Origin of the sequence: Pseudomonas sp. DTU_2021_1001937_2_SI_NGA_ILE_001 (genome assembly GCF_032463525.1) — a bacterium.
Classification (GTDB): Bacteria; Pseudomonadota; Gammaproteobacteria; order Pseudomonadales; family Pseudomonadaceae; genus Aquipseudomonas.
In genome coordinates, this window is record NZ_CP135971.1 from 2,480,487 (window position 1) to 2,507,459 (window position 26,973).

At 65.4% G+C, this 26,973-nt stretch carries 21 protein-coding genes and 1 tRNA gene; 10 read left to right on the forward strand and 12 right to left on the reverse strand.

Annotation, left to right across the window (positions count from 1 at the left end; all coding sequences use genetic code 11):
- The first annotated feature begins 24 nt into the window (after positions 1-24).
- The 7 genes from uca to RRX38_RS10605 all read left to right on the forward strand — a co-directional run bounded on the left by uca (position 25) and on the right by RRX38_RS10605 (position 11,401).
- The gene (gene uca, locus RRX38_RS10575; protein ID WP_315962458.1) at positions 25-3,609 is read left to right on the forward strand and encodes an urea carboxylase; all 3,585 of its coding nucleotides are present in this window, start codon (positions 25-27) and stop codon (positions 3,607-3,609) included.
- A 639-nt stretch (positions 3,610-4,248) separates the two neighbouring features.
- Positions 4,249-7,533 (forward strand): dermonecrotic toxin domain-containing protein, encoded by a 3,285-nt coding sequence (locus tag RRX38_RS10580; protein ID WP_315962459.1) that lies wholly within the window; start codon positions 4,249-4,251, stop codon positions 7,531-7,533.
- 80 nt (positions 7,534-7,613) lie between these two features.
- The gene (locus RRX38_RS10585) at positions 7,614-9,083 is read left to right on the forward strand and encodes a sensor domain-containing diguanylate cyclase (protein WP_315962460.1); all 1,470 of its coding nucleotides are present in this window, start codon (positions 7,614-7,616) and stop codon (positions 9,081-9,083) included.
- The gene (locus tag RRX38_RS10590; RefSeq protein WP_315962461.1) at positions 9,080-9,295 is read left to right on the forward strand and encodes a cysteine-rich CWC family protein; all 216 of its coding nucleotides are present in this window, start codon (positions 9,080-9,082) and stop codon (positions 9,293-9,295) included. Before RRX38_RS10585 ends, RRX38_RS10590 begins: the two co-directional genes overlap by 4 nt.
- Before the next feature lie 3 nt (positions 9,296-9,298).
- Entirely contained in the window at positions 9,299-9,991 is a 693-nt protein-coding gene (locus tag RRX38_RS10595; protein ID WP_315962462.1) for a pseudouridine synthase, read from the forward strand.
- 304 nt (positions 9,992-10,295) lie between these two features.
- On the forward strand, positions 10,296-11,189 hold the full coding sequence (locus RRX38_RS10600) for an alpha/beta fold hydrolase (protein ID WP_295473774.1): 894 nt from the start codon (positions 10,296-10,298) through the stop codon (positions 11,187-11,189).
- A 138-nt stretch (positions 11,190-11,327) separates the two neighbouring features.
- A tRNA-Gly gene (locus tag RRX38_RS10605) sits at positions 11,328-11,401 on the forward strand.
- Positions 11,402-11,462: 61 nt separating this feature from the next.
- On the opposite strand, the gene RRX38_RS10610 is transcribed toward RRX38_RS10605, so the two are convergent.
- Positions 11,463-12,629 carry a TDT family transporter gene (locus tag RRX38_RS10610; RefSeq protein WP_315962463.1) on the reverse strand — a complete coding sequence of 389 codons (1,167 nt, stop codon included), beginning with the start codon at positions 12,627-12,629 and terminating at the stop codon, positions 11,463-11,465.
- 101 nt (positions 12,630-12,730) lie between these two features.
- On the opposite strand from RRX38_RS10610, the gene RRX38_RS10615 reads away from it, so the two are divergent.
- Entirely contained in the window at positions 12,731-13,621 is an 891-nt protein-coding gene (locus tag RRX38_RS10615; RefSeq protein WP_315962464.1) for a LysR family transcriptional regulator, read from the forward strand.
- A gap of 47 nt (positions 13,622-13,668) precedes the next feature.
- Here RRX38_RS10615 and RRX38_RS10620 read toward each other — a convergent pair whose 3' ends face one another.
- From RRX38_RS10620 to RRX38_RS10630, 3 genes are read right to left on the reverse strand one after another with little or no spacing between them, the layout of a single operon-like run.
- Entirely contained in the window at positions 13,669-14,976 is a 1,308-nt protein-coding gene (locus RRX38_RS10620; protein WP_315962465.1) for an MFS transporter, read from the reverse strand.
- Positions 14,977-15,025: 49 nt separating this feature from the next.
- Positions 15,026-15,805: an SDR family NAD(P)-dependent oxidoreductase gene (locus RRX38_RS10625; protein ID WP_295473786.1), complete on the reverse strand. Its 780-nt coding sequence runs from the start codon at positions 15,803-15,805 to the stop codon at positions 15,026-15,028.
- Entirely contained in the window at positions 15,786-16,703 is a 918-nt protein-coding gene (locus tag RRX38_RS10630; protein WP_315962466.1) for a sugar phosphate isomerase/epimerase, read from the reverse strand. Before RRX38_RS10630 ends, RRX38_RS10625 begins: the two co-directional genes overlap by 20 nt.
- Positions 16,704-16,824: 121 nt before the next feature.
- On the opposite strand from RRX38_RS10630, the gene RRX38_RS10635 reads away from it, so the two are divergent.
- A complete protein-coding gene (locus tag RRX38_RS10635) occupies positions 16,825-17,745 on the forward strand; it encodes a LysR substrate-binding domain-containing protein (protein ID WP_315962467.1) in 921 nt (306 codons plus the stop codon).
- 6 nt (positions 17,746-17,751) lie between these two features.
- Here the strand turns inward: RRX38_RS10635 and RRX38_RS10640 are convergent, their stop codons facing one another.
- The 4 genes from RRX38_RS10640 to RRX38_RS10655 form a co-directional block, all read right to left on the reverse strand.
- Positions 17,752-18,126: a cupin domain-containing protein gene (locus tag RRX38_RS10640; protein WP_295473795.1), complete on the reverse strand. Its 375-nt coding sequence runs from the start codon at positions 18,124-18,126 to the stop codon at positions 17,752-17,754.
- A 36-nt stretch (positions 18,127-18,162) separates the two neighbouring features.
- Positions 18,163-19,017 carry an AraC family transcriptional regulator gene (locus RRX38_RS10645; protein ID WP_315962468.1) on the reverse strand — a complete coding sequence of 285 codons (855 nt, stop codon included), beginning with the start codon at positions 19,015-19,017 and terminating at the stop codon, positions 18,163-18,165.
- Positions 19,001-19,951: an alpha/beta hydrolase gene (locus tag RRX38_RS10650; protein ID WP_315962469.1), complete on the reverse strand. Its 951-nt coding sequence runs from the start codon at positions 19,949-19,951 to the stop codon at positions 19,001-19,003. Before RRX38_RS10650 ends, RRX38_RS10645 begins: the two co-directional genes overlap by 17 nt.
- Positions 19,952-20,058: 107 nt before the next feature.
- Positions 20,059-20,334 (reverse strand): metal/formaldehyde-sensitive transcriptional repressor, encoded by a 276-nt coding sequence (locus RRX38_RS10655; protein ID WP_315962470.1) that lies wholly within the window; start codon positions 20,332-20,334, stop codon positions 20,059-20,061.
- Positions 20,335-20,396: 62 nt separating this feature from the next.
- Here RRX38_RS10655 and dmeF point away from each other — a divergent pair, with 62 nt between their 5' ends.
- Positions 20,397-21,341: a CDF family Co(II)/Ni(II) efflux transporter DmeF gene (gene dmeF / locus RRX38_RS10660; RefSeq protein ID WP_315962471.1), complete on the forward strand. Its 945-nt coding sequence runs from the start codon at positions 20,397-20,399 to the stop codon at positions 21,339-21,341.
- Between the two features lie 49 nt (positions 21,342-21,390).
- Here the strand turns inward: dmeF and RRX38_RS10665 are convergent, their stop codons facing one another.
- From RRX38_RS10665 to RRX38_RS10680, 4 genes are all read right to left on the reverse strand, one after another.
- On the reverse strand, positions 21,391-23,532 hold the full coding sequence (locus tag RRX38_RS10665) for a TonB-dependent siderophore receptor (protein WP_315962472.1): 2,142 nt from the start codon (positions 23,530-23,532) through the stop codon (positions 21,391-21,393).
- Positions 23,533-23,656: 124 nt separating this feature from the next.
- Positions 23,657-24,742 (reverse strand): RNA 3'-terminal phosphate cyclase, encoded by a 1,086-nt coding sequence (rtcA, locus tag RRX38_RS10670; RefSeq protein ID WP_315962473.1) that lies wholly within the window; start codon positions 24,740-24,742, stop codon positions 23,657-23,659.
- 42 nt (positions 24,743-24,784) lie between these two features.
- A complete protein-coding gene (locus RRX38_RS10675) occupies positions 24,785-25,573 on the reverse strand; it encodes a nucleotidyltransferase domain-containing protein (RefSeq protein WP_315962474.1) in 789 nt (262 codons plus the stop codon).
- 46 nt (positions 25,574-25,619) lie between these two features.
- Positions 25,620-26,846 (reverse strand): RtcB family protein, encoded by a 1,227-nt coding sequence (locus tag RRX38_RS10680; RefSeq protein WP_295473827.1) that lies wholly within the window; start codon positions 26,844-26,846, stop codon positions 25,620-25,622.
- Between the last annotated feature and the right edge of the window lie 127 nt (positions 26,847-26,973).

The following is a 26,973-nucleotide window of genomic DNA, read 5'->3' on the forward strand; positions in this document are numbered from 1 at the left end:
GAACCGGTTTCCGGGGTAACTGCCATGTTCGACACTCTGCTGATCGCCAACCGCGGCGCCATCGCCTGCCGCATCCTGCGCACCCTCAAGGCCCTCGATGTAAAGGGCGTGGCGGTGTATTCCGAAGCCGACGCCGCCAGCCTGCACCTGCTGCAGGCCGACCAGGCCCACAGCCTGGGTGAAGGCGGTGCAGCGCAGACCTACCTGGACGTGCCGCGCATCCTCGCCATCGCCCGCGCCAGCGGCGCCCAGGCCATCCACCCCGGCTACGGTTTCCTCTCGGAGAACGCCGCCTTCGCCCAGGCCTGTGAAGACGCCGGCATCGCCTTCGTCGGCCCGACCCCGGAACAGCTGCGCGTGTTCGGCCTCAAGCACACCGCCCGCGCCCTGGCCAAGGCCCATGGCGTGCCGATGCTGGAGGGCACCGAGCTGCTCGACAGCCTGGACGCGGCGCTGGCCGCCGCCGAGGCCATCGGCTACCCGGTGATGCTCAAGAGCACCGCCGGCGGTGGCGGCATCGGCATGCGCGTGTGCCGCACGGCGGCCGAGCTGGGCGAGTCGTTCGAAGCGGTCAAGCGTCTGGGGCAGAACAACTTCAGCGATGCTGGGGTGTTCCTGGAGAAATACATCCAGCGCGCCCGGCACCTGGAAGTGCAGGTGTTCGGCGACGGCCAGGGCGAGGTACTGGCCCTGGGCGTGCGTGACTGTTCGGTGCAGCGGCGCAACCAGAAGGTGCTGGAGGAGACCCCGGCGCCGAACCTGCCCGCTGGCATGAGCGAGGCCCTGTGCGAGGCGGCGGTGCGCCTGGCACGGGCGGTGAACTACCGCAGCGCCGGGACGGTGGAATTCGTCTTCGACAGCGACACCCGGCAGTTCTACTTCCTCGAAGTGAACACCCGCCTGCAGGTCGAGCACGGCGTGACCGAACAGGTGTGGGGCGTCGACCTGGTGGCCTGGATGGTGCAACTGGCAGCCGGCGACCTGCCGCCGCTGGCCGAGCTGCAGGCCGGCCTGCGCCCGCAGGGCCATGCCATCCAGGCGCGGCTGTATGCCGAAGACCCGGGCCGCGACTTCCAGCCCAGCCCCGGCCTGCTCACCGCCGTGAGTTTCCCGCCTGCCGATGGCCAGGCGCTGCGTATCGACACCTGGGTCGAGGCCGGCTGCGAGATCCCACCGTTCTTCGACCCGATGATCGCCAAGGTCATCACCTGGGCAGCGAGCCGCGAACAGGCCAGCCAGGCGCTGGAGCAGGCCCTGGCCGATACGCGCCTGTATGGCGTGGAAACCAACCGCGACTACCTGCGGCAGATCATCCAGGACGCGCCCTTTGCCAGCGGCCAACCCTGGACCCGCTGCCTGGAAGGCCTGCAGTACCAGGCCGAAACCTTCGAAGTGCTCAGCGGCGGCACCCAGACCACCGTGCAGGACTATCCCGGCCGCCTCGGCTACTGGGCCGTGGGCGTGCCACCGTCCGGGCCGATGGACAGCCTGGCGCTGCGCCAGGGCAACCGCCTGCTGGGCAACCCGGAAGGCTGCGCGGGCCTGGAAATCACCATGAGCGGGCCACTGCTGCGCTTCAACAGCGAGGCCGTGGTGGCGGTCACGGGGGCGCAAATCCCGCTGACCCTCGACGGCGCCGCACAGCCGATGAACACCGCGCTGTACATTCCGGCTGGCGCCACCCTGGCACTGGGCACCATTGCCGGAGCCGGGGCACGCAGCTACCTGTGCCTGCGCGGCGGCCTGGACGTGCCTGAATACCTGGGCAGCCGCAGCACCTTCACCCTCGGTCAGTTCGGCGGACACGGCGGCCGCGCCCTGCGCGCCGGCGACGTGCTGCACTTCAACCCGCTGAGCGAGCGCAGCACCGGGCAGCGCATCGCCGACACCGACCTGCCGCAGCTGGGCGCGGTGCGCCACCTGCGGGTCATCTACGGCCCGCATGGCGCGCCGGAGTACTTCACCGCCGCATACATGGACACCTTCCTGGCCACCGACTGGGAAGTGCATTTCAACTCCAGCCGCACCGGCGTGCGCCTGATCGGCCCGAAACCCGAGTGGGTGCGCGCCGACGGCGGCGAAGCCGGCCTGCACCCGTCGAACATCCACGACAACCCCTACGCCATCGGCGCGGTGGACTTCACCGGCGACATGCCGGTGATTCTCGGCCCCGACGGCCCGAGCCTGGGCGGCTTCGTGTGCCCGGTCACCATCATCGAAGCCGACCTGTGGCAGCTCGGCCAGCTCAAGGCCGGCGACAAGGTGCGCTTCCACCCGGTAGACATCGCCAGCGCCCGCGCGCTGATCGGCAGCACCACACAGGCCAGCGACCAGGCCCCGCGCCCGGTCAGTGAACTGCCCAGCCCCATCGTGCTGGACATCGGCCACGCCGACACGCGCCTGGTAGCGCGGCTGTCGGGCGACACCCATCTGCTGCTGGAAATCGGCGCCGCCGAGCTGGACCTGGTGCTGCGCTTCCGTGGCCATGCGCTGATGCAGGCCCTGGAAGGCCTGGCGCTGGACGGGGTGATCGACCTGACCCCGGGCATCCGCTCGCTGCAGGTGCACTACCAGCCCGAGCGCCTGCCGCTGGCACGCCTGCTGGAAGTCGTCGCCGGCGAATGGGACGCGGTGTGCGCCGCCGGCGACCTGCAGGTGCCGTCGCGCATCGTGCACCTGCCGCTGTCGTGGGACGACCCGGCCTGCCAGCTGGCCATCGAGAAATACATGACCACGGTGCGCAAGGACGCACCCTGGTGCCCGAGCAACCTGGAGTTCATCCGCCGCATCAACGACCTGCCCAACCTCGATGAAGTGCAGCGCACGGTGTTCGACGCCAGCTACCTGGTGATGGGCCTGGGCGACGTGTACCTCGGCGCGCCGGTGGCTACGCCCCTGGACCCGCGCCACCGCCTGGTGACCACCAAGTACAACCCGGCGCGCACCTGGACCGCCGAGAACTCGGTGGGTATCGGCGGTGCCTACATGTGCGTGTACGGCATGGAAGGCCCCGGCGGCTACCAGTTCGTCGGCCGGACCCTGCAGATGTGGAACCGCTACCGCGAAGTCGCGGCGTTCGAGGGCAAACCCTGGCTGCTGCGCTTCTTCGACCAGATCCGCTTCTTCCCGGTCAGCGCTGAAGAACTGCTGCGCATCCGCCGTGATTTCCCGCTGGGCCGCTACCCGCTGCACATCGAGCAGAGTCACCTGAACCTGGCCGACTACCAGGCCTTCCTGGCCCGCGAAGCCGCTGGTATCGACGCCTTTCGCACCCAGCAGCAGGCGGCCTTCAACGCCGAACGCGAACGCTGGATCGCCAACGGCCAGGCCGACTTCGTCAGCGAGGAGAGCAGCGCGCCGGTCACCGAAGAGGCGCCACTGGCCGAGGGTCATCAGGGGGTCGACAGCCACATCGCCGGCAACCTCTGGCAGGTTCAGGTACAGCCCGGTGAACGGGTCGAGGCCGGTGCGGTGCTGGTGATCCTGGAGTCGATGAAGATGGAAATCCCGCTGCTGGCCCCGGTGGCTGGAACCGTACGGGAAGTACGCGTGCAGCCGGGTTCGGCGGTACGTGCCGGACAGCGCGTGGTGGTGCTGGAAGCCGATTGAGGCTAAGCGGCGATACGGGTCAGTCAGGCCGGGCAGGAGCGGCTTCAGCCGCGAAGCGACCGCATGTTCACAGCAAATGCAGTGAATTTCCCGGCGCTTTCGCGGCTAACGCCAATACTGATCTTTTAGACCAAAGCAATCCGAACTGGCGTCGCTTTTTGCTTTTCATGCATCGCCCTCACAGACGCCGCAAAACGCGACTTCGGTGCAGGCCGAGTGGAGGTGTCATGGAAGGGGGTAAGCCGGCAGGGAAGCCGGCTTAGGCGCACTGGGCCAGGGACGGCCCATTGCGCCGGCCCCCTGGAATGGCGCCGGAAGGAGGGAAGTCTGCCCGCAGGGCAGACCCAAGCCAGGAGCAATGGCTTTTGGTTACTTTTGGCCGAAACCAAAAGTAACCCGCCGTAAAGGCGGAAAGGTGACTAAAGGGCACTGATGCTGCGGCGGGTGTACCCGGTCCAGATAGCCTGCCATTCGCGAGTAAGCTCCAACGGTCTAACTGACCAGTATTGCGGCTAAAGCCGCTCCCGCGACCGCAAAACGCCCAATCAAAGGGTATTGGCCAAGGGGCTATACATAAATAGCCCCGCTGCCCTGCGTGACAGCTGCATAGTGGCCCGCCCGCCTGTGCGAGCCACTGCCATGATCGAGCCCACCACCGCCCTGCCCCCTGACACGCCCGGCGTGGCCCTGCTGCCGGGCCAGGACCGCGAACGCAGCGACGGGCTGCCGAGCGCCGACGCGTTCGCCCTGTCGCCTTTCCAGTACGTCACCACAGACGCTCGCTTACCGGACCTGCAGCCCGCGCCTCTGGCCGCCCCGCAGATGCCCAGGCGCCTGCGCCGGCTGCGTCAGAGCCTGGCCGGCCGGCTGCTGCATGGCACGCCGCTGCTGTTGAACGCCTTGCAACTGGAGATGGACCTGCCCGAACCCTGGCCCACGGTGGCCCGACGCAAGCTCGGTGAGTACTTGCGCGAACTCACCGGCCAGACGTTGGACCCCACCCGCCTGCGCATGGTGATCAAGGCGCCGCATCCCTGGGTCGATGACCAGGACATCGAACGTGACGACTATGCGCTGTCGCTGCTGGAACTCACCCTCGCCAGCGCCGACCCACGGCAACGGCTGGCCCTGCTCAAGGCGACCCAGACCCATGACGTCGCCATCGACGGCCTGCCGACGCTGACGGCTGGCAGCGCGCTGCGGCAGATCATCAAGCTCGACTGGCAGGGTGAACAACAACGCCGGCTCGAAGCCTTCTGGAAGGCGCATACCGCTACCTGGCGCGAACTGGCGCGCCTGGCGCTGCTCGATGAGCTGGAGCGACACTGGCATCGGCGCAGGATCAGCCACGACGGCCATCAGTTGACCCTGGATGCCATGGGCTATCGGCAATTACCCGAGGATCTCACCGCCTTCCAGCGCCGCAGGCAGCCTGAACGCTCTCAGCTGTGGCTGCTGTACCTGGAAGATGAAGCGGTGCCCGGTCTGTTCCAGGTGCGCTCGCACAACACCTCGCACTGCTTCATTCACCGGCCAGGCTCCGGGCTGTCGCCGATCGAATACATCAGTGACGACCCCGAGCACATGACCCGTCGCCTGATCGATGCCATGAACGCCTCGCCCCGGCACCGAGACTGGCTGGAGCAAAACCAGGCCTGGCTGGATGAACCGCTGCAGAGCCAGGCGCAGGTGGTAAGCGGCGATCTGTTCAACGCCCTGCAGCGCGCCAGCCGAAGCGCAGGCGAAGCGATCTGGTGTACCCCCGCCCAGGCCATGACGCTGCACCCGATACACCGTGCGCTGACCCTGGCCGGGGGCATGGACCTGTGGCAACCCTACCCGGCGCTGCTGCAGGCCTTACCCGCGCCTCAGAAGCTCGCCAGCCACTTGATGAAGGCTTGGCTGCAGGAGCAGTACGGGCTGGATCTGGACCCCAGGCAGGTGTTCGTGGCCTGGCGCCCCGGCAGCCAGGCCACGCCCTTGGGCCATGTACGCCAGGCCGGTAGCGCCATCCGTGTGCCGAGCGGTGAACCGCTCGACCTGCCGCAGGCGTTGATCGAGCGCTTTCAGGCCGTGGAGCCTGGCGGATACATCGATACGGGGGGGCACTGGGCGGTGTGGCATGACCCGAGCGGCAAGGGACAATGGCAGGCCACGAAGGAACTGCCCATCGAGGCGCGGGCGCTGGAACGGCATATCGCCGGAATCGACTTCCTGGCTCTGATGACGCAACGCATCGAAGCGTTCTGGGAACACCATCAGCAGGCTCTGGAGCGCACCTTGCGCACGGCGCTGGTTCATCAGGCGATCATCTGCCTCAAGCTGGGCCTGCTGAGCAGGCCCGCGTTCGACAGAATCGCCCTGGCGCTCGAAGATCCGCAGGCGCGCTGGACGGTGCTGGGCGTCCAGGTACAGAGTTCATTGTTCGAGGGCCTGGAACGCCAGCCCTGTGCCAGCCTGTTGCTGCTGATGGCAGCAGACGGCCACTCGCTTGTGCTCTACCAGGCAGGCCTGGCCAAGGCGTTCATGGAGTTCAGCGACGAGCCGGCACTGCATCGCTACCTGCGCCAGGCCATGGCCAACGAACAGTGGCGACAGGCGGTGCTGCAATATGTGCCGGACCGTCACCACCAACGCCTGGGCTACCTGCTGCGCTTCTGGGGCGGCGTGCAGGAGCAGGTGCCGCCAGCCTCGCTGCTGCACCCCTGGAGTGACCACTTCTACCACCCCGACCATCACCTGCCCCTCGAACATGGGCTGTTCCAGCAGGTCCTGCCGGCCGGCCCGCCCTTTGCCTTCATCTGCGAGACACTCAGGGCCAATGCCCTCGAGCGAGCCCGGCAGGTGATCGTCACGCCCGCCGAGCAAAGCCTGCGTCAGTGGCAGGCGGTCTTTCGTCACCTGCAATGGCTGGTCGCTCCCATGTCGCTGGTGCTGAGCCCGGCGGCCCTCGCCTCACTGGCCCTGGAGGTGGGCATGACCGCCCTGGATGTCGCCACCGCCCAACTGCCCGGCCACCGCTATCGGGAGAAGCAACAGGCGCTGCTCGCGCTGCTGAGCCTGGGGCTGTGGCGGATCGGCCCGGCCACCCCACGCCTGCTCGGTGCGTTGCACAAGATCACCACTGCTGCCCGGCAGCTGCCCGCTGCCAGCGCCGGGCGGGGCGCGGGGGCCTTGCTCAGCCGCATCAGAAGGCCGCGCCCGACCCACCTGGCGCCGTTCTTCCATACCGACAGGCTGCTCAAGCGCTGGACCATCGCCGCCCACCCGCAATTCGGCGGTGTCGCGGTGCACGCCTGGAAACTGGGGCGCAAGTTCCTGCTCTGGACCTCGGAGCGCGGGCAGGCCAGGACTCTGGTGGTCAGCACCCACGGCTACTACCTGCCGTGGAGCAGGACCGTCGCCATTCCCAACGGCACCGAGATCCGCACCTTCGCACCGCATCAGCATGTTCTGCTCGATCCGGGCCTGCATCAGGTAGTCCGCCAGCGCAGCAGCGCTTTTGCATTGTCCACGACAGCCGGCAACACCCCACTGGCGACGCTGCCGCCCTTGGTCATGACCGACAGGCTGATGGCCGGCACCTCGAAGCTCGGGCGCTTGAAGAACTACACCCTGAGCAAATACCAGGGCTCGGGCAGCGAGACCTATGTCGATGTCAGCCACAGCGTACGCAACAGCCATGCCGCGACTTTTCCCGGTCTGCCCCCGGCCACGCCCATGGATGTGCTGACCGTGCGCAACCGCTTCGGCACCCGGCCGCCGAACTTGGAGGAACTCTTCGACACGCTGGCCGACCAGGGCATTCACTACGACCGGATTCTTCTGGTGCACTGCCGCTGCGCGGCCATCGATGCGCTGTTGAAGCGGGCGCCGGTGTATTCCGTGCCGATTCAGCCGACAGACATGCCAATCACGCCGTAAAGTGCACCCGGCGCGATAGTGGCCCCATGGACTTTTCGTCTACTATGCCGCTCCTTGGAGCCGTTCAGTCTGGAAGACGCATGCCTTTTGCTTCTGCTGTCACCTCGCAACGTCGCGTGCTACTGGCGGTGGTCATACTGCTGGCAGCAGGCTTTCTGGCGACCTCGCTGCTGAGCTACCACGCCTCGCGCGAGTCGATCCGCAACGGCATCATCGACACCGAGCTGCCGCTGACCTCCGACACGGTGTATTCCGAGATCCAGAAGGATCTGATCCGCCCGGTGCTGATCGCCTCGATGATGTCCCGCGACACCTTCATGCGTGACTGGGTCGTGGACGGCGAGCGCGATACCGGGCGCATGACTCGTTACCTGCGCGAAGTCATGGATCACTACGGCGCCTTCACCTCGTTCTTCATCTCCGACGCCACCCAGACCTACTACCAGGCCAAGGGCGTGCTGAAGAAGATCAATCCTCAGGAACCCCGCGACGCCTGGTATTACCGGGTGCGCGACATGCAGGAACCCTACGAGATCAGCTTCGACCCGGACATGGCCAATCAGGACAAGCCGACCTTCTTCATCAACTACAAGGTGTTCGACTACCAGAACCGCTTCATCGGTGCCGCCGGTGTGGGCCTGACGGTGGATGCAGCGGTCAAGCTGATCGACCACTACCAGAAGCGCTACGACCGCAGCGTGTACTTCGTCGACACCAAGGGACTGGTGGTGCTCACCGGCACCCGCACTGACACCGAAGGCCCCAGGGTCGGCCAGACGCTGCTGGACTTGCCGGTACTCAACGGTCACCAGCAGGTACTGACCGAAGCGAAACAGGGCACCTTCGAATACAACGTCTACGGCACCGGACATTTCGTCAACGTACGCTTCATTCCGGAACTGAACTGGTTCCTGTTCGTCGACAAGCGCGAAACCATGGCCCTGAACGGCATCCGCCACTCGCTGTACCTGAACCTGTTCATCTGCCTGGTGGTGACCGCCCTGGTCGTGGTGCTTCTGAATCGCACCCTGCGCCGCTACCAGAAGCGCCTGGAGGCCCAGGCCACCCTCGACAGCCTGACCGGCCTGCCCAACCGCCGCGGCTTCAACCTGCTGGCCGGCCATGCGTTGAGCGGCAACGGCCCGGTGACCGCCCTGCTGCTGGACCTGGACCATTTCAAACGCCTCAACGACACCCACGGTCACCTGGCCGGCGATGCGGTGCTGGCCGGTTTCGCCCAGGATCTCAAGAGCTGCCTGCGGCAATCCGACGTGATCTGCCGGTGGGGCGGCGAGGAGTTCATCGTGCTGCTCAAGGACAGCGACCTGGCCGGCGCGCAGCGGGTCGCCGAGCAGATTCGCCAGTTGGCCGAGCGCCACGAGTACTCGTTCGCCGGTATCATCCAGCAGGTCACGGTCAGCGTCGGCCTGACCCAGCGCTACCCGCAGGACAGCCTGCAGGACCTGATCGCCCGCGCCGACCGGGCGCTGTACCGCGCCAAGCTCAATGGGCGCAACCAGGTGTGCATCGAAAGGCCCAAACCGGCATGACCGACCTCGACCCGAACCTGTGCCCCGTGTGTGGGCAAAGCAACCGTTGCAGCCTGGCCGAGCCGCGTACTGCAACCCGCCCCTGCTGGTGCTTCGAGGTGACCATCGACCCGGCGCGCCTGGCCATGCTGCCAGACGAGCTGCGCAATCAGGCCTGCCTGTGTCCACGCTGCGCCCGCCTGGCGAATGCCGCTGACGCCGGCGACGACTGAACCATGCGCCTGGACCGTTTTCTCGGCAACCTGCCACGCTTCAACCGCCAGCAGGTGCGCCTGCTGCTGGTCGCCGGACGGGTGCAGGTCGATGGCCAGGTGGCCCGCGACCCGTTGCACGAAGTGCGCGAGTTCAGCCGCGTGGAACTGGACGACGAACTGCTGCAGGCAGGACGGCCGGCACGTTACTACATGCTGCACAAGCCCAAGGGCTGCGTCAGTGCCACGGTCGACCCGCAACACCCCACGGTACTGGACCTGCTGGACGTGCCGCAGCGTGATGAGCTGCACATCGCCGGACGCCTGGACTTCAACACCACCGGGCTGATGCTGTTGACCAACGACGGCCAGTGGTCGCGCCGCTTGACCCAGCCGCAGACCAAACTGCCCAAGGTGTATTACGTGGAAACCGAACGCCTGATCGACGAAGGTTACGTGGCGCGCTTCGCCGAGGGCTTCTACTTCGCCTTCGAAGGCATCACCACGCAACCCGCGCAGCTCGTTCTGCTGGGTCCGCGCCAGGCGCGGCTGAGCATCGTCGAAGGCCGCTACCACCAGGTCAAGCGCATGTTCGGCCACTTCGACAACAAGGTGCTGGTGCTGCACCGCGAAAGCATGGGGCCGTTGAGCCTGGATAACAGCCTGGCCCCAGGCCAGTTCCGTGCCCTGACAGCCCAGGAAATCCGCGCCATCTGACCGTCAGTCGGACGCCTTGCCCCTGAATGTGACTTCATACGAACGGCACTTGCGGGTTCCGGGATCGGCTGCTTGAATCCAAACGTCGGTCCACATGTGACCGGCGAGTCATACCCGCATTCTAAGAAACCTTTTTGCCGTACCGGGCCCCTCGGGCCCACGACAAATCGCCCGCCTAAAAACAATACCTGTCGGACAGATGGTTCGGATCGACATGGGCTTTTGACCGAGGCATATGCCTACCTGTCACGAAACCCGTGCAAATTGATTTGCGCGCACCCTTGTCTACGCCAGGAGAAGACATATGAGGCCAGAAACAGCTGTGCTCGATATACAGGGACAGTTCAGGGTTTACACGGAGTGTTATCGCGCAGATGCCGCAGAGAAGACCATCGTCATGGTCAACGGCTCACTGGCCACTACGGCATCTTTCGCGCAGACCGTTCGCAACCTTTACCCGCAGTTCAACGTGGTGCTCTACGACCAGCCCTATGCGGGCAAGTCCAAGCCGCACAACCGCCACGAGACACCGCTGACGCGCGAGATGGAAGGCCAGATCCTGCTGGAGCTGATCGACCACTTCAATGCCGAGTACGTGATGTCGTTCTCGTGGGGCGGCGCACCGACCCTGGTGGCCCTCGCACAGCGGCCCAAACGCATCGAGAAGGCGGTGATCAGCTCGTTCTCTCCGGTCATCAACGAAGCGATGCTCGATTACCTGCTGCGCGGTGTGAAACACCTTGGCGAGCACAATCGCTACGAGATCGGCCAGTTGATCAACAGCACCATCGGCAAATACCTGCCGTCGCTGTTCAAGCGCTTCAACTACCGGCACGTCAGCAGCCTTGACCTGCACGAGTACGACCAGATGCACTATCACGTCAGCCAGGTGCTGGAAATCGATCCGCAGAACTACCTGACTGCGGCCAGGAACATCAACGTACCCGTACTGTTCATGAACGGCTCGCTCGACGAGTACACCAGCGCTGCCGACGCACCGCGCTTCGCCGAACACGTGCAGCACAGTCATTTCATCACCATCCAGGGCGCCGGCCACTTTCTGGACATGGAAAACAAGGCCGCCTGTCGCGACTCGAAGAATGCCGTGCAGGCGTTCCTCACCCCGCAGCCTTCGGCCAGCCGCGCAGCGCGTTACGCTTACGAACCCATCCAGGGCAACCATGCATTCGCCTTTTGAATCGTCACTACCCGCAACCCGGTTGCAAGCGCATTCGCCGATGTCCATCCCCTCCACCGGCCAGTGCGGCTTGCAGCCAGGATTGCAATCAGTGCTTCAATTCACCCGCCCGATCTGATACAAAGTCAGCCGCTTAGCGCGGGTGTCGTATAATGGCATTACACCAGCTTCCCAAGCTGATTACGCGGGTTCGATTCCCGCCACCCGCTCCAGCCTCCTGCCGATCCTTACCTCTTCCCCGATAGCCCCGAAGCCATGCAGTAACGGCTTTGGCTATTCGCCCCGGCCGCAGCGAAGCGCAATGCAGGGCGAAACGAACAGCTCGCCGCGCCACGCGCCCTTCAGGGTCCTGCAGCCGACCACCGCCCACATCACCACCAGCATGGCCACCAGCCCCGTGCCCAGGTCCTGGAAGAATGCCGAGTGCAACTCGTACCCCAGTTTCAACGTGGTGAGCGCATAGACGCCCAGCGGAAAGGTGTAGCCCCACCAGCCCAGGTTGAACGCAATGCCCTCGCGCAGGTAGCGCGCGGTGATCAACATGGCCAGGATCATCCACCAGGCGCCCAGGCCCCAGAACAGCACGCCGGCGATCAGGCCCAGGCCGGCGGCAACGGTGGCCACGGCGGGCAGGCCCTGGGCGGCGAACACGCTCGGTGCGTGGCTGCCCAGCAACAGCATGCCCAACGCCGCCGTACCCACCGGGCCCAGGGCCAGCCAGCTCGACGCGGCCATGCTCTGGTGGGGCAGTTTGTGCAGGGCCAGGCGCAGCAGCAAAATCACCAGCACGCTCAGCGCCACCGGCACCGAATAGGCCCATAGCACGTAGCTGGTGATGACTGCCTGCAACTGCGCGGCCGGGTTGTCCAGATGCGGCACCAGCAGCGCACCGCTGGCAGCCGCCACTTCGGCGGCCACCACCGGCAGCAGCCACACGGCGGTCATCTGTTCGATGCTGTGCTGCTGGCGGGTGAACATCATGTACGGCACCAGCACACCACAGGCCAGGGCCATGACCACATCGACCCACCACAGCCCATACGCCAGCGAGACCATCTCGGCCCCCCAGCGCGGCACGCCGTACTGCAGGCAGCCGTTGACCAGCGTCGCCAGGCCCATGGGAATGGTGCCGAGGAACATCGACACGGTCGGGTGCGCGAAAATGCGCCGCGCCTCGTTGCCATACAGGCACCAGCGGCTGGCGTACACCAGGCTGAACAGCAAGAACAGCGCGGCATTGAACAACCACAGGCACTCGCCGAGCTGGCGCAGGAACGGTGTGCTCACCGGTACCTGCCCCAGTGCAAGCGACAGGATGCCGGTGCCCATGGTCACCGCGAACCAGTTGGGAGTGAATTGCCGCACCACTTCGCGCGGGTGCGGTAAGGCCTGAAATGGCCGTGGCAGGCCGAAGGGCAATGGGGTCTGGAACGGCGTCATGGACGAATCCTCGTAGGAACGAGGCTTCAGGCTAAGATTGATCGATCAACCTTAAAAACGAATAATTCCGCTATCTTCTAGCGAATTAACGGGTAAGCACTTTGCGCCTCAACCTTCGTCAGTTGCAGATTTTCTGCGCCATCCATGACACCGGCAGCACCACGGCGGCTGCCGCCCTCGTGGCGCTTTCGCAATCGGCCACCAGTGCCGCCCTCAACGAGCTGGAACAAAGCCTGGAAACCCGGCTGTTCGACCGGGTCGGCAAGCGCCTGGTGCTCAATGACAACGGCCGCGCCCTGCTGCCCCAGGCGCGGCAGATGCTCGACATGGCGCGGCACATCGAAAGCGACTTGCGGCCTGCGGCTGCAAGCCCCCGACGCTATCTGCGCATCGGCGCCAGCAGCACCATCGGCAATTACGTGCTGCCGCGCCTGGTGCGCCGCCTGCGCGATGCCATGCCGAACCTGCGCCTGGAGGTGCGTATAGGCAACAGCCGGGAAATCGCCAGCCTGGTCGCCGGTTTCCAGCTCGACGCCGGGCTGATCGAAGCGCCGTGCCACGAAGCGCAACTGAACGCCGAACCCTGGCTGGTGGATGAACTGTTGCTGGTAGCCGGTGCCGACCACCCCCTGGCGCAACAGGCCGAGGTCGGCCTCGGCGCCTTGAGCCGCGCTGAGTGGCTGCTGCGCGAACCCGGTTCGGGCACCCGCGAAGAGGTCGAACACCTGCTGCTGCGGCACCTGCACGACCTGGGCGAGATGCACGAAGTCGGCAGTTCGGAAGCGATCAAGAACACCCTGGTGCAGGGCATCGGCGTCAGTTGCCTGTCACGCTGGGTGGTGGGCGACATGCTCGACGACGGGCGCCTTCGCGTACTGGCGACCGAACTGCCACCGCTGACCCGGCGCTTCTTCATGCTGCGCCACCAGGACAAGTTCGTGTCGGCGGCGCTGGAGAGCTTCTGGCGGCTGTGCCAGGGCTTTGCCCACTGACCGCGGCGGAAGGGCCACCTGCCGCGTCGCCCTTCGACAACCTGAAGTCAGTGATGCGGCAATGCCGTGGCCGAGCCCGCCGCGCGTGCCGAATCGCTGGCCGGGCGTGACAGCATGGCGGCGATGCCCGCTATCAGGGCCAGGCCCCCGATGAAGCAGGCCACCGGCAACCAGCCGCCGTCCTGGCGCAGCAGCGCGTAGCACAGGCTGGGGGAAAAGCCGGAGACGATGAAGCTCAGTTGCGTAGCCAGGCCAACCCCGGTGTAGCGCACGCGGATGCTGAACATCTCGGCATAGAACGATGGCCACAAGGCATTCGGTGCGCTGTACAGAATGCCCTTGAGCAACACGGTGGCGAGAACGATCAACGCAATGTGCCCGGTGGTGATCGACCACAGGAACAGGAACACCCCGGCGCAGCAAGCCAGCGAACCGATGACGAAGATGCGCTTCTTGCCGATACGGTCGGCAAGCAGGCCGAACAGCGGCTGACAGATCAGGGCCACCACCTGGCTCGCGGCGATCGCCGAGAGCATCGAGGCGCGGTCTACGCCATTGTTGTTGGAGGCCCAGGACAAGCCGAAGATCATCACCAGCGACGACACGGCGCAGATCAGCGCACAACAGAACACCGTGACGAACGCCCGTGATTCCTTGCTGAACATTTCCACCACGGGCGCATGCTGCGGCTCGCTCTTCTGAGCCGCGAATTCCGGGCTTTCATCCACACCCCGGCGGATGATCCAGGTGCCCGCGACCATCAGCGCACTGAGCAGGAAGGGGATCCTCCAGCCCCAGGCCAACAGTTGCTCTTCCGACAGCAGCGAGAGCGGGATGAACACCGATGTGGCGAGGATCGAGCCCATCGAAGCACCGTTGATCAGCCAACTGGTGTAGAAGGCTTTTTTCTGGCCCGGTGCGTGCTCCATGGTCAGCAGGCTGGCGCCGACCTGTTCCCCGCCCGCCGACAGGCCCTGCAGCAGACGGCACAGCACCAGCAGGGCCGGAGCCCATGCACCGATGCTGGCATGGGTGGGCAGCAGGCCGATCAGGGTGGTTGCCAGGCCCATCAGCAGCAGGGTCATCATCAACACCTGCTTGCGGCCGATCCGGTCTCCCAGGTGGCCGAACAGCAAGGCCCCGACCGGCCGGGCGATGTAGCCCACACCGAAAGTCGCCAGGGCCGCCAGGGTTCCGGCCATCGGGTCGGTGGACGGGAAGAACAGCTTGCTGAACACCAGCGCGGCGGCCGATCCGTAGATGAAGAAGTCGTAGTACTCCACCACGCTGCCGAGGAAACTGCCGAAGGCAGCCCGACGGGCCATGCGGGGGTCTCTGGGTTGTGTGTCGTTCATGGGTCAACCTTTTCTTGTCTTTGTGATGGTTGCGAATCAGCACGGATACTCAGCGACCGAAGGGCGCCAACTGGCTACCGCCGCACACATGGATGACCTCGGCGGTGATGAAGGCTGCGTCCGGGCTGGCCAGGAACGCCGTGGTTCCGGCGATGTCCTCGGGGGTGGTCAGGCGCTTGAGCGGGGTACTGGCGATGCTCCCTTCGGCCATCAGCTCGAAGCTCGCCGCATCCCGGCCATCGAGCGTGAAGGCCGACGGCAACAAGCCTGGCGCGATGGCATTCACCGTGACCTGCAGCGGCGCCAGTTCACGGGCCATGGACCGGGTCAGGCCGACCAGGCCGGCCTTGCAGGCCACATAGGCCGGAGGACCGCCGGCGACCCAGCAGCGCGATACCATGTTGATCACCCGCCCACCCGCACCGCTGGCCTTCCAGTAAGGTGCGACCCGCTGGCACAACAGTGCCGGGCCGCGCAGGTTGACGGCCATCATGTGATCCCAGCGAGCCGCGTCGAAGTCGAAGATCGAGCCTCGATGGTTGACCGCCGCATTGTTGACCAGCACATCGATGCGCCCGAAGGCCGCACCGGCCTCCTCGACCATGGCGGCGATGCAAGCTGCGTCGCCCATGTCGGCGTACAACGGCAGCGCACGCTGGCCAGGCAGGGCCGGCAACGCGCCCGCCAGTTGCCGGGCAGCAGGCAGGTCGATGTCCACCGCCACCACATGCAGGCCGTCACGCCACAGGCGCTGGCAGATCGCTCGCCCCAGCTCGCCTGCCGCCCCGGTGACCAGCGCGACACGGCGCTCAGAAGGAGAAGTGTTCATGGGCGCGAGGCCTCCCGTTGTCGATGAGGGCGTTGGTAGCAGGCAGGGCATCGAGGCCCAGGTAGTGCATGAGCAGATCGCGATTGCGCAGCAGCTTGCTGTGGTCGTCGTACTGGCAGGAAAAGTCTTCGATGCTGACCCAGTCAGCGAAGCCATTGCGCGCCAGGGTGGCCAGCATGTCGTGCAGCGGCAGCACCCCTGCATCGGGCGGGCACCATTCCCATTTCCAGCCGCAGCCAGGTGCCTGAGGGCTGTAGGCGACATTCTTCACCTGCACATGAGCCAAGTGTTCGCCCATCAGGTCAAGGGACAGTTGCACGTCTTCGCGGCCTTCGATGGCCAGGTTGCCCATGTCGTAGATGATGCCCAGGTGGCGGGCCGGATAGTGCTCGGCGATGCGCATGGCCAGAGACGGGCTGGAGCAGATGGTGCGCTGGTGGACTTCCAGCGCCAGCTGTACGCCCTGCTCGGCCGCACGCGGCACCAAGCGGTCGAGAAAACGGCGCATGCGCGCCAGTGCATCGGCATAGCGCTGTTCTTCGTAGCTGGGGGCCCACAGCCGCAGCCGGGCATGGCCGGCCAGTTCGGCAAGGTCGATGAGCCGCCAGGCCTGCTCCAGATCGCCTACCGGCAGGTACGGGCTGAGACCGAAGATCTGCAGGCCCAGCGCCTGGCAGCGCCGGCTGATGCGCTCGACTGCGACGGCATCGGGCGCGATGGTGCAACGATTGTTGAGCCGAGCATCCCATGGGCGGCTGGGGTCGAGCTGAGCGGTGTCGGCGACACGCCACTCGACGCCCTGATAACCCAGGCGGGCCAGTTCATCGGCCAGGGCCTCGGGCGCGAGGCTGGGCAGCGATGCACTGGAAGCCCCGAGACGCAGTGCGGGCGGATGCATGGGGAAAGTCCTTGGTTCGTTGTTGTAGCCGGGATACTAAGTCAAACCAAGGGTTGATTAAATTGATATAAAGTCCGTCATAACTCAACCTGCAGCTCAACCAAAGTCAGGACTTCTGCGCGTGAATCTCTCTTCGATCAACCTGCGTCACTTCCGCGTGTTTCTCGCCGTGGTGAACAGCGGCAGCCTGGCTACTGCGGCCGGCCTGCTGCACATCACCCTCTCGGCCGTTTCCAAAAGCCTCAAGGAACTGGAACAGCAATTGGGTGTGCAATTGCTGGTGCGCGGGCGCAAGGGGGTGCGGCTGACGCAGGCTGGCGAGCGCTTCCACCAGCATGCCGCACAGACCCTGAGCAGCTTCAGCCAGGCCTTGGAACAACCTCTGAGCAGCCCCGAGGCCCCGCCCCTGCTACGTATCGGCGCCCTGCCCACCGCCGCCGGCTACATGTTGGCGCCGGTGGTGGCACAGATGCGCCAGCATTACCCGCACGTCAGGGTGCAGGTGCTGTCCGGCGTCTACGACTATCTGGTGGGTAAACTGCGCACCGCCGACATCGACCTGATCGTCGGCCGCCTGATCGGCCGTGACATGCTCGGTGTGGTATTCGAGGCACTCTACGAAGAGGAACTGCTGATGGTGGTGCGCACCGATCATCCGCTAGCCAGCCGTGATCGACTGCGCCTGGACGACCTGCGCCCCTACGTGCTGCTGGCCTCGCCGCAAGGCACCCTGGTGCGCATCAGCGTCGACAATTTCCTGCTTTCGGAAAACGCCGGCGAAGGCCTGCAGCTCTTCGAGTCGCTGAGCGAAACCTTCTCACGGGTGTACGTGCACGACCACGACGCGGTGTGGTTCGTACAACGCGGCGTGGTCGACCTCGATCTGCGCCAGGGCCTGGTCAAGGCCCTGCCCTTCGCCAGCCCGCTACTGCGCGCGCCGGTGGGTTTGACCACCCCCACCGACCGGCCGCTGTCCGACGTGGCGCGGCACTTTACCGAGCTGTTGCGCAGCTGGGCCCGCCAACAGGCTGCCAAGCCTTGAGCCCGCTCAGATCCACACGTCATTCTGTGCGGTGCGCTCACCACCTTCGTGCCCGGTGTTGAGCACCCCGCGTGGCTCGATGAGCATCAGCTGTACCTCCTGTTCGGCAAAGGGCTTGTGCTCCACGCCACGGGGCACCACATAGAGTTCGCCGGGCTTGACCAGCACATGGCCGTCGCGCAGGTCGATGCGCAGAGTGCCGTCCAGCACCAGGAAGGTTTCGTCGGTATCGGCATGGCTGTGCCAGATGAAGTCGCCCAGTACTCGCACGACCTTGAACTGGTAGTCGTTCATCTCGGCGACCACGCGGGGCGTCCAGAAGCCGTCGATCAGAGAGACCTTGTGCTGCAGGTTGATGGCGGACGATGGGGTTGCATTCATGACAGCGACACTCCTTTGGGATCAAGTGTCGCCAGCCTAAGGCAGCGGTGTGCCCGGCTTCTTGTACGATCCTGCACGTTCCGCCCGGCCGGCGCAGCCCTGCATCTTCAACCAGCGCGCCGGTGACAGGCCGTAGCACTGCACGAACTGGCGGGTCATGTGGCTCTGATCGAAGAAGCCTGCCGCCAGCGCGGCCTCGACCAGATTGAACCCCGTCCTGAGCAGTTGCCGGCACAGGTCCAGGCGCCGCAGCGTCACGTAGCGGTAGGGGCTGGTGCCGAACAGCGCGCGGAAATCCCGCGACAGGCTCCAGCGCTCCCGGCCGCTGACCTGCTCCAGGTCTTCCAGGGTGATGCTCGCGCCCAACTGCGCATGGATGTATTCCCGTGCGCGCTGCGCGGCGCGCCAGTCGAAGCTGCGCCGCCCGCGCGGCTTACCGGCCACCGCCTGCAGGGCATGGGCCAGTTCGAACAGCGCGTCCTGTTCTTCCAGCGCCTCCAGCGGACGATCCAGGGCCTGCACGAAGGCCTCGCTGGCACGGTACAGACGCGGGTCTGCGCTGAGGCCGCCTTCGATGAACGGCAGCGGCTGGCCGCCCAGCACTTGCTGGATGAGTGCCGGCTCGACGTAGATCATCCGGTAGTGAAAGCCGGCTTCCGTGCCGGCCATGCCGTCATGCAGCTCATCGGGGTGCAGCACCATGGTGCCGCCCGGCAGGCTGTGGCGCAGACTCTTGCGGTACAGGAAGCTCTGTACCCCGTTCAGGGTGCGGCCAATGGCGTAGGTGTCGTGACGGTGTGGATCATAGCCGTGGCCACCGAAGTACGCCTCGATGCGCTCGATGCGCGACGGGTGGCGGCTGTGCCGCACCCAGTCAGCGGGGCGTGCCATTGATCAACTGCGCAATGGGCTCGACCACGCCATTGGCCAACGGCAGGTCGGGGTTGCCGTAGGCGGCGACGTTGGCGTCATGATCGCCGGGCGGCACGGCCTTGAGCACATGGTTGACGCCGGGCAGGATGCGCAGCAGCGACCCGGGCCGGGCGGCGTTCAAGGCCTTGGCGTCCTGCACCGAAACCTGCAGGTCGTTGTCGCCCTGGATGATCAGCACCGGTTTGTTGATCCGCGACACCAGCAGCGCCGGGTCCTGGGCAAAACCGCTGATCAGGAAACCCTGCACCTCGGGGCGCAACAGCGGTTGCAGCGACGCCGGCACGTCCTTGACCGGCACCCCGCGCTGCAGCGAATCGATGATCGCCAGGGCGGCATCCAGCTGGCCACGATCCACCGGGTTGCGCTGCAACTGGCTGCGCAGCACCTGGCCCATCGGTCGCCCTGGCGTGGCGAGCAGGATCAGGCCGCACAGGTCGGGGTTGTTCTGCGCCGCCATCAGCGCCACCAGCCCACCTTCGCTGTGCCCCGCCAGCCACACGCAGCGGTAGCGGTCGCGCTGGGTCAGAAAGCTCATCCACAGGCGCACGTCGCTGGCGTAGTCCTGCATCGTGACCTGATTGGGGTTGGCGATGGCGGCGCGGCTGGCGAACAGCCCGCGCTTGTCGATGCGCAGGCTGCCGATGCCCTGCGCGGCCAGGCCCTGGGCGAGCAGGCGGTAGGCGCCGGCACGAATGCCCAGCGGGTTATTGCCGTCATGGTCGGTAGGGCCGGAGCCAGGCACGATCAGCACCATGGGCGCCTGCGGGTCGCTCACCGCCAGCAGGCTGCCCACCAGCGGCCCTTGAGGGCCGGGTACTTCCAAGGTCTGCTCGGCGAACACCATCGGCGAAAGCAACGCCAGTTGCAGCAACAGCACCCTAGTCCACTTCATGCAGGTCTCTCGTACTCGAACCGGGCCCTGAGCATCGGCCCCGCCGCGCATGCTGCCTGCTGCCCGGGAGAATGGCAAATACCCATGAGCGCTCGTGCGGCCCGTCGTCACCGCAGATAGGAACGCAACAGCTTGGCAACCTGGTCGATCTCGGCCTGACGCTGCTCGGCGCTCGCCTCGTTGTCACCCAGATGGTCGCGGATATGCCCCTCCATGACTTCCGCCATCAGGCCATTGACCGCGCCACGAATCGCGGCGATCTGCTGCAGGATCGCCAGACAGTCCTTTTCGCCTTCCAAGGCGGTTTCCAGCGCGGTGGCCTGGCCGCGGATCTTGCGGACCCGGGTCAGCAGTTGCTTCTTGCCGGTGATGGTGTGTGCCATTGTCTTTCCTCAAAACTATACTGGGGTATAGTATATGCCTTTCTATTTCGGAACCCCTCGCCATGCCCTCCCCCGCTCGTCACTGCCTGCACGTTCATGGTTTCCACCAGACCAATCTGTCGGCCGAACGCAAGACCCGACTCGCGGTATGGATCACGGCGGTGATGATGCTCGTGGAAATCGTGGGTGGTTGGCAATTCAATTCCATGGCCTTGCTCGCCGATGGCTGGCACATGAGCTCGCACACCCTGGCCCTGGGCCTGTCATTGTTCGCCTATGCCGCCGCGCGACGCCTGGCCGGCGACCCGCGCTTCACCTTCGGAACTTGGAAGCTGGAGATCCTCGGCGGCTACACCAGCGCCATCCTGCTGCTGGGTGTCGCCGGGCTGATGGCCTTCCAGTCGGTGCAACGCCTGCTGCAACCAGGCCCCATCCATTATGACGAGGCCATCGCGATTGCCGTGGTCGGGCTGGGCGTGAACCTGCTGTGCGCCTGGCTGCTGCGTGACGAGCATCACCACCACGGTCATGGCCACGATCACCACGCCCATGACCACGATCATCACGCTCACGATCATCAACATCATGACCTGAACCTGCGCTCGGCCTACCTGCATGTCATCGCCGATGCCGCGACCTCCGTACTGGCGATCATCGCCCTGCTGGCCGGCAAGTTCTGGGCCGCCGCCTGGCTCGACCCGGTGATGGGCCTGGTCGGCGCGATACTGGTGGGGGTATGGGCCAAGGGCCTGCTGCGCGACACCGGCCGGGTCCTGCTGGATGCAGAGATGGACGCGCCGGTGGTGCAGGAAGTACGCGAGGTGATCGATCAATTGCCGGTGGCGGCGACCCTCACCGACCTGCATGTCTGGCGGGTCGGCAAGGACCGTTACGCCTGCATGCTGAGCCTCGACAGCCGTGAACCGCTGCTGGCCCACACGGTGCGCGAAGCCTTGGCGATACACGAGGAACTGGTTCACGTGACGGTGGAAATCAACCGCCATTGAGCGTCCCGCCCGGCTGCCCGCGCCTCTGCGCACGGGCGGCCGGCACGTCTTACTTGAAGCGATAACTGGTGCTGAACATCAGCATGCGCGGGTCGCCGGGGAAGCACTGGGCGCTGCTGGCGCAACTGGCGACGTAGTCCTTGTTGGTCAGGTTGCTGCCGTTGACCGCGAAGCGCCACGGGCCGGTCTTGTAGTCGACCATCATGTCGTAGAGCGTGTAGTCGGGCGAATCGAAGCTGTTGGCCTGGTCGCCGGCCTGCTCACCGATATAACGCACGCCGGCGCCGACACCCAGACCCGGCAATACGCTGGACAGGTCGTAGCGCAGCCAGGCGTTGGCCATGTGCTCGGGCACCTGTACCGGGCGGTTGCCCTGGAAACCGTCGTTGCTCTTGGTGATCTCGGCATCGATGTAGCTGTAGGTGGCGATGAGGTCGAGCTTTTCAGTAAGTCGGCCATGCAGTTCGACCTCGGCGCCGCGATGGCGCTGCTCGCCCACCTGCACGCTGAAGCCACTATTGTTCGGGTCGGTGGTGGTAACGTTCTGGCGCTTGAGGTCGTACAGCGCGAAGGTCACATCGAAGGCCTGGCCCGGCGACTGGTACTTCAGGCCGATCTCAGTCTGCTCGCCGGTTTCCGGCTCGAAGGTCTTGCCATTGGCATCGCTGCCGGTCACCGGCACGAACGACTCGCTGTAGCTGATGTACGGCGACCAGCCGCTGTCGAAGGCGTAGAGCAGGCCGACCCGGCCGGTGGTGGCGTTCTCGTCGGTGCTGGTGCGCGTACTGCCACGGTGCGACTTGAGTTCCGACTCGTCGTGGCGCAACCCCAGCAGCAGGTTCCAGCCGTCACCGAACTTGATCTGGTCCTGCAGATACAAGCCACCTTGCTGCAGGTCTTCGGTGCCGCTGGTGTTGGCCTGGAAGGTCTTGGCGCCCGGGCTGACGTTGTAGTTCGGGTTGTACAGGTCGATGGCCGCCAGGGTCGAGGTGTGGCGTGTGTCGTCGGTGTGGAAATCGAACCAGTCCAGGCCCACCAGCAGATCGTGGCTGAATGGCCCGGTGTCGAGCAGCACGTTGAGCTGGTTGTCCATGGTGAACACTTCGCCCTTCACGTCGCGCCACTGCACCTGGCGGTTGTAGTTGCGCTTGTTGGCCGCCAGGGTGGTGGGGCTGGAGAAGGCGCCATCCAGGTCATATTCGGTGTAGCGCAGCTTCTGGCGGAAGGTCACGTCGGGGGTGAAACGGTGCTCCAGCTCGTAGCCGAACATCTGCTGCTCGGTGGTGTAGTCATCGATGCCCGGCACGCCGACGAAGCGGTCCCGGTCGATCTTGCCGTTGGGGTTACCCAATACCGTGCCCTCGGCCGGCAGGCCACGAATCGGCACGTAATGGCTTTTCTGGTAGCTGGCCAGCAGGGTCAGACTGGTGTCGTCGTTGATGTCCCAGGTCAGCGACGGCGCAAAGTAGCTGCGGTCGCGGTCGACGTAGTCGACGATGTCATCGCTCGAGGAATACAGCCCCACAAGCCGGTAGCGCAGGCTGCCGTCTTCATTGAGCTTGTCCGAGACGTCTGCGGTGTACTTGCGCTGCCCGTAGTTGCCCAGGCCCATGCCGACCTCGGCGAACGCCTCGTCGGTGGGTCGCTTGCTGACCTGATTGATCAGCCCACCCGGAGCGATCTGCCCATAGAGAATCGACGCCGGCCCCTTGAGCACCTCGATACGCTCGAAGGCGAACGGGTCGCTCTGGATCCACATGTCCGAGTCGGTGCGCATGCCGTCGACGAACTTGTAGGCGCTCTGCACGAAGCCACGCACGATGAAGTCATCCAGCCCGCGACGGCCGCGCTGCCCGGCGTTGACCCCAGCGGTGTAGCGCAGGCTTTCGGCCAGCGACTGGGCATTCTGGTCGCGCAACTGCTCGCTACCGATCACCGAGACCGCCTGCGGCGTCTCGTTCAGCGCGGTGTTGGTCTTGGTCGCGGTCTGCGCACGGTCGGCCTTGTAGCCGGTAAATGGCGCGGTAGCGGACGTCTGCCCCAGGGTGGCCTGCACATTGGTTTCCGGAAGCTCCAGGACCTGGCCGGCCTGCGCGGGAGCATTATCGGCCAGTACTGCTGGGCTGAAGGCCAACAGACCAAGGGCCGTGCCACGCGCAGCCGTGGCGAAGGGGCGGGAGAAATACCGCATTAGGAGGCTCCTCGGAGAGCGTACGAATGGAATCGGTGGATGCCCGCTCCGAAGAGGTTGAAACGCCGGCGCGAACGAGAACGCGGCGTATTAAATAGCAATAATTATTACTTGTGAATTACTTTTATAAACTCCCCGAAATGGTGCATTCCGCTCCACTTGCGTGCCCTGATTGCCCACTGGATTGCAAAGGCCGGCAACGGACATCGAGTACGGAGTCGGATAACGGCTGATGCTCGATCCGCACCGGCAGAAACCGCTCGATGACCTGAATGTTGCTGCGCAAGTGATCGCTCAGGTGCGTGGTGGTGAAGCTGCCGCCGCCGGCCAGGGCCATGGGCAGCAGCAGCTGGTCGGCCAAGTGCTCGGCCACCGCTGCATCGCTGGCCAGCCAGCGCTGTGCTTGCGCCACCGCCAGGTCGGCGACCTTCTCGGCACGCAGGCTGGCATGGCCCAAGGCGCTGAACAGCTCGGTCAGGTGCTCGCAGCGATACTCCAGCAGCAGGGCATTGCCAGGGCCGGTCTGCGCATCGAGCACCTGACGACGCAGCTCATCAGGGCGCAGCTCCAGATGCCGGGCGGCGCGCTGCAGCTCGCGCTCGGCGACATGTCCGGCGATGCCGGCGGTCAGCGCCCTGGCCCGCCGCGCCAGCAGCGCACCACGTTCAGGCAGGTGCAGGGGTTGCAGCGCGGACGGCTGGATGAACGCCTGCAGCTCGCCACCTCCGGCCGGTACGAAGCCGTGCCGCAGCAGTTGCAGTTCAACCTGCGCGCCCATGCGTTGCAGTTGCGGCAGGAAAGCCCGTTGCAGAAAGTCGGCGGGCGGCGCCAGCGGGTTATGGGTGCCGCCGCTGATGTGCAGCCGGCTCGGCTGCGGTGCGTACAGCAAGGCTGGCAGCAGGGTTTGCAAGACCAGGCTGCAACTGCCAGCGGTGCCGATGCTGAAGCGATAGTCGCCGCCGCGCAGGGCGCCGGGTGCGAAGCTCAGCGCCTGCGAATGCAGGACCGCACCTTCTACCTGTGCAGCGCTGATCTCGGCGGCCGCCAGCACCGCCGTCAGGTGCTGGCGCAACAGCCCCGGCCGGCTGCGCCGGGCGCGGATACCGTCGATACGCAGGGGGCGGCCGGTGATCATCGACAGGCTCAGGGCGCTACGCAGCACCTGACCACCGCCGATGCTGCCGTCCAGTTCGATCAATCCTCGAGTCATGGTGTCCTTCCAGGGTATCGGTGCCTGCCGCTCAGCGACGGATCAGGCGTAGCGCGCCACGGTTTCGCGCAAGTAGCGGTTCAGCTGCGCACTGTCTTCATGGGTGCGCGGCAAGCTCGGCACCGCGCGCTCCAGTTCGGCCTGTATGAAGTCGTGCAATACGGGCCGGCGCGGACCATAGGTGGCTTCGTCAGCGTTGCGCTTGAGGGTCAGCAGCTCGTCCACTTCGGCCAGCAGCGCCGGGTCGTCGACCGTCTCCAGCAAGCGCGCGAAGGTCATCGGTGGTCGCCCGCGCCCCTGGTCAACCCAGCGCACCGCCAGCAAGGGTCGCAGCACGTAGAAGTACTTCTTGAAGCGCACGCTGTCGCCCTGCAGGTAGCCACGGAAGTTGTTGCGGGCCATGTGCAGGTAATGCGCGCGCGCCGCCGGCGGGCTGTAGAAGCGCTCGGCCAAGGCGCGCAGCGGCTCGACGGCCTGGGTTTCCTGGCGGTACACCAGCGGCGAGTCCAGCCACTCCAGCAGGGTCGGGTTGGACTTGCGCAGCAAGCCCAGGGTCTTGCGCAGCTCCCAGCCGCTGACGTCCAGTTCGTCGTCCAGCGGCCGCTCTATGACATCACGGGGGGTGTCGACCTGCACGAACCAGTCGGGCTTTTCCACGTACACGAAGCGCACGTCGTAATCGCTGTCGGTCGAGGCGAAGCCCCAGGCACGGCTGCCCGATTCACAGGCGTACAGCACCTTGACGTTGCGCTCGTGCTCCAGCCGCTCAAGCTCCTGCAGAACCCGCTCGCGCATGCTGCTGCAGAGCGGATGAGTCTCTGTGCAGACCATTTCCTTTCTCCTTGTCTCTTTGATGGGCAGGCGCCAGGCGCCTGCCCTAACCTTTCACGCACACCACCTGACGCAGGGTATGCAGCACTTCCACCAGCTCGCGCTGGGCGTTCATCACCTGGTCGATGTCCTTGTAGGCCATCGGGATCTCGTCGATCACGTCGGCGTCCTTGCGGCACTCCACATGAGCGGTGGCGCGAATCTGGTCTTCCACGCTGAACAGCTTCTTGGCCTTGGTGCGGCTCATGGTCCGCCCCGCGCCGTGGCTGCATGAGCAGAACGCTTCCTCGTTACCCAGGCCGCGGACGATGAAACTCTTGGCGCCCATGGAACCGGGAATGATGCCCAGCTCGCCCTTCTTCGCCGACACTGCACCCTTGCGGGTGATCAGCACGTCCTGGCCGAAGTGGCGCTCCTTCTGCACGTAGTTGTGGTGGCAGTTCACCGCCTCCAGCGCAACCTCGAAGGGTTTGGCGATCACCTGCCGGGTGGCCTGGATCACCGCCTGCATCATCAGCGCACGGTTCTGCCGGGCGAAGTCCTGGGCCCAACCCACGGCCTCGACGTAGTCGTCGAAGTGCTGGCTGCCTTCCTCGAAGTAGGCCAGGTCACGGTCCGGCAGGTTGGCGATGTGCTGGCGCATATCGGCCTGGGCCAGTTCGATGAACAGGTTGCCGATGGCATTGCCGACCCCGCGCGAACCGCTGTGCAACATGAACCAGACCCGGTTGGCCTCGTCCAGGCACACCTCGACGAAGTGGTTACCGCTACCCAGGGTCCCCAGGTGCTGACGGTTGTTGGTGTTCTTCAACCGCGGGTACTTGTCGGTGATGGCGGCAAAGCGTGTCGCCAGGGCCGACCAGGCCTCATCGGCCTGCTGTGGCACATGTTCCCAGGCGCCCTTGTCGCGGCCACCACGCCCGGAGGTACGCCCGTGCGGCACGGCTTTCTCGATGGCGCAGCGCAGGCCGTGCAGGTTGTCCGGCAGGTCGGCGGCGGTCAGCGTGGTGCGCGCGGCGATCATCCCGCAGCCGATGTCCACGCCCACGGCAGCAGGGATGATCGCGCCCACGGTGGGGATCACGCTGCCGATGGTCGAGCCCTTGCCCAGATGCACGTCGGGCATCACCGCCAGGTGCTTGAAGATGAACGGCATCTTCGCCGTATTCATCAGTTGCGCGCGGGCCTCGTTTTCCACGGGCACGCCCTCGGTCCACATCTTGATGGGCTTGCCGTCGGCCACTTCCAGCAGTTGAACGGTGGTTCCTTGCATGACTGTCGTTTCCTCTAATGGCCGCAGGTCCATAGCGCTGCGGCGTCACATCGTCGTCGTTATCGGGGTAGCGGGTATAGAGCAGCTGCCGTGCCAACAACCGGAATACAACTCAAAAAAAATCATA

Excerpts from the sequence above, each read along its gene's own strand:
- uca (WP_315962458.1), top strand. The coding sequence starts at position 25 with ATGTTCGACACTCTGCTGATCGCCAACCGCGGCGCCATCGCCTGCCGC.
- RRX38_RS10580 (WP_315962459.1), top strand. The coding sequence starts at position 4,249 with ATGATCGAGCCCACCACCGCCCTGCCCCCTGACACGCCCGGCGTGGCC.
- RRX38_RS10585 (WP_315962460.1), top strand. The coding sequence starts at position 7,614 with ATGCCTTTTGCTTCTGCTGTCACCTCGCAACGTCGCGTGCTACTGGCG.
- RRX38_RS10590 (WP_315962461.1), top strand. The coding sequence starts at position 9,080 with ATGACCGACCTCGACCCGAACCTGTGCCCCGTGTGTGGGCAAAGCAAC.
- RRX38_RS10595 (WP_315962462.1), top strand. The coding sequence starts at position 9,299 with ATGCGCCTGGACCGTTTTCTCGGCAACCTGCCACGCTTCAACCGCCAG.
- RRX38_RS10600 (WP_295473774.1), top strand. The coding sequence starts at position 10,296 with ATGAGGCCAGAAACAGCTGTGCTCGATATACAGGGACAGTTCAGGGTT.
- RRX38_RS10610 (WP_315962463.1), bottom strand. The coding sequence starts at position 12,629 with ATGACGCCGTTCCAGACCCCATTGCCCTTCGGCCTGCCACGGCCATTT.
- RRX38_RS10620 (WP_315962465.1), bottom strand. The coding sequence starts at position 14,976 with ATGAACGACACACAACCCAGAGACCCCCGCATGGCCCGTCGGGCTGCC.
- RRX38_RS10625 (WP_295473786.1), bottom strand. The coding sequence starts at position 15,805 with ATGAACACTTCTCCTTCTGAGCGCCGTGTCGCGCTGGTCACCGGGGCG.
- RRX38_RS10630 (WP_315962466.1), bottom strand. The coding sequence starts at position 16,703 with ATGCATCCGCCCGCACTGCGTCTCGGGGCTTCCAGTGCATCGCTGCCC.
- RRX38_RS10640 (WP_295473795.1), bottom strand. The coding sequence starts at position 18,126 with ATGAATGCAACCCCATCGTCCGCCATCAACCTGCAGCACAAGGTCTCT.
- RRX38_RS10645 (WP_315962468.1), bottom strand. The coding sequence starts at position 19,017 with ATGGCACGCCCCGCTGACTGGGTGCGGCACAGCCGCCACCCGTCGCGC.
- RRX38_RS10650 (WP_315962469.1), bottom strand. The coding sequence starts at position 19,951 with ATGAAGTGGACTAGGGTGCTGTTGCTGCAACTGGCGTTGCTTTCGCCG.
- RRX38_RS10655 (WP_315962470.1), bottom strand. The coding sequence starts at position 20,334 with ATGGCACACACCATCACCGGCAAGAAGCAACTGCTGACCCGGGTCCGC.
- dmeF (WP_315962471.1), top strand. The coding sequence starts at position 20,397 with ATGCCCTCCCCCGCTCGTCACTGCCTGCACGTTCATGGTTTCCACCAG.
- RRX38_RS10665 (WP_315962472.1), bottom strand. The coding sequence starts at position 23,532 with ATGCGGTATTTCTCCCGCCCCTTCGCCACGGCTGCGCGTGGCACGGCC.
- rtcA (WP_315962473.1), bottom strand. The coding sequence starts at position 24,742 with ATGACTCGAGGATTGATCGAACTGGACGGCAGCATCGGCGGTGGTCAG.
- RRX38_RS10675 (WP_315962474.1), bottom strand. The coding sequence starts at position 25,573 with ATGGTCTGCACAGAGACTCATCCGCTCTGCAGCAGCATGCGCGAGCGG.
- RRX38_RS10680 (WP_295473827.1), bottom strand. The coding sequence starts at position 26,846 with ATGCAAGGAACCACCGTTCAACTGCTGGAAGTGGCCGACGGCAAGCCC.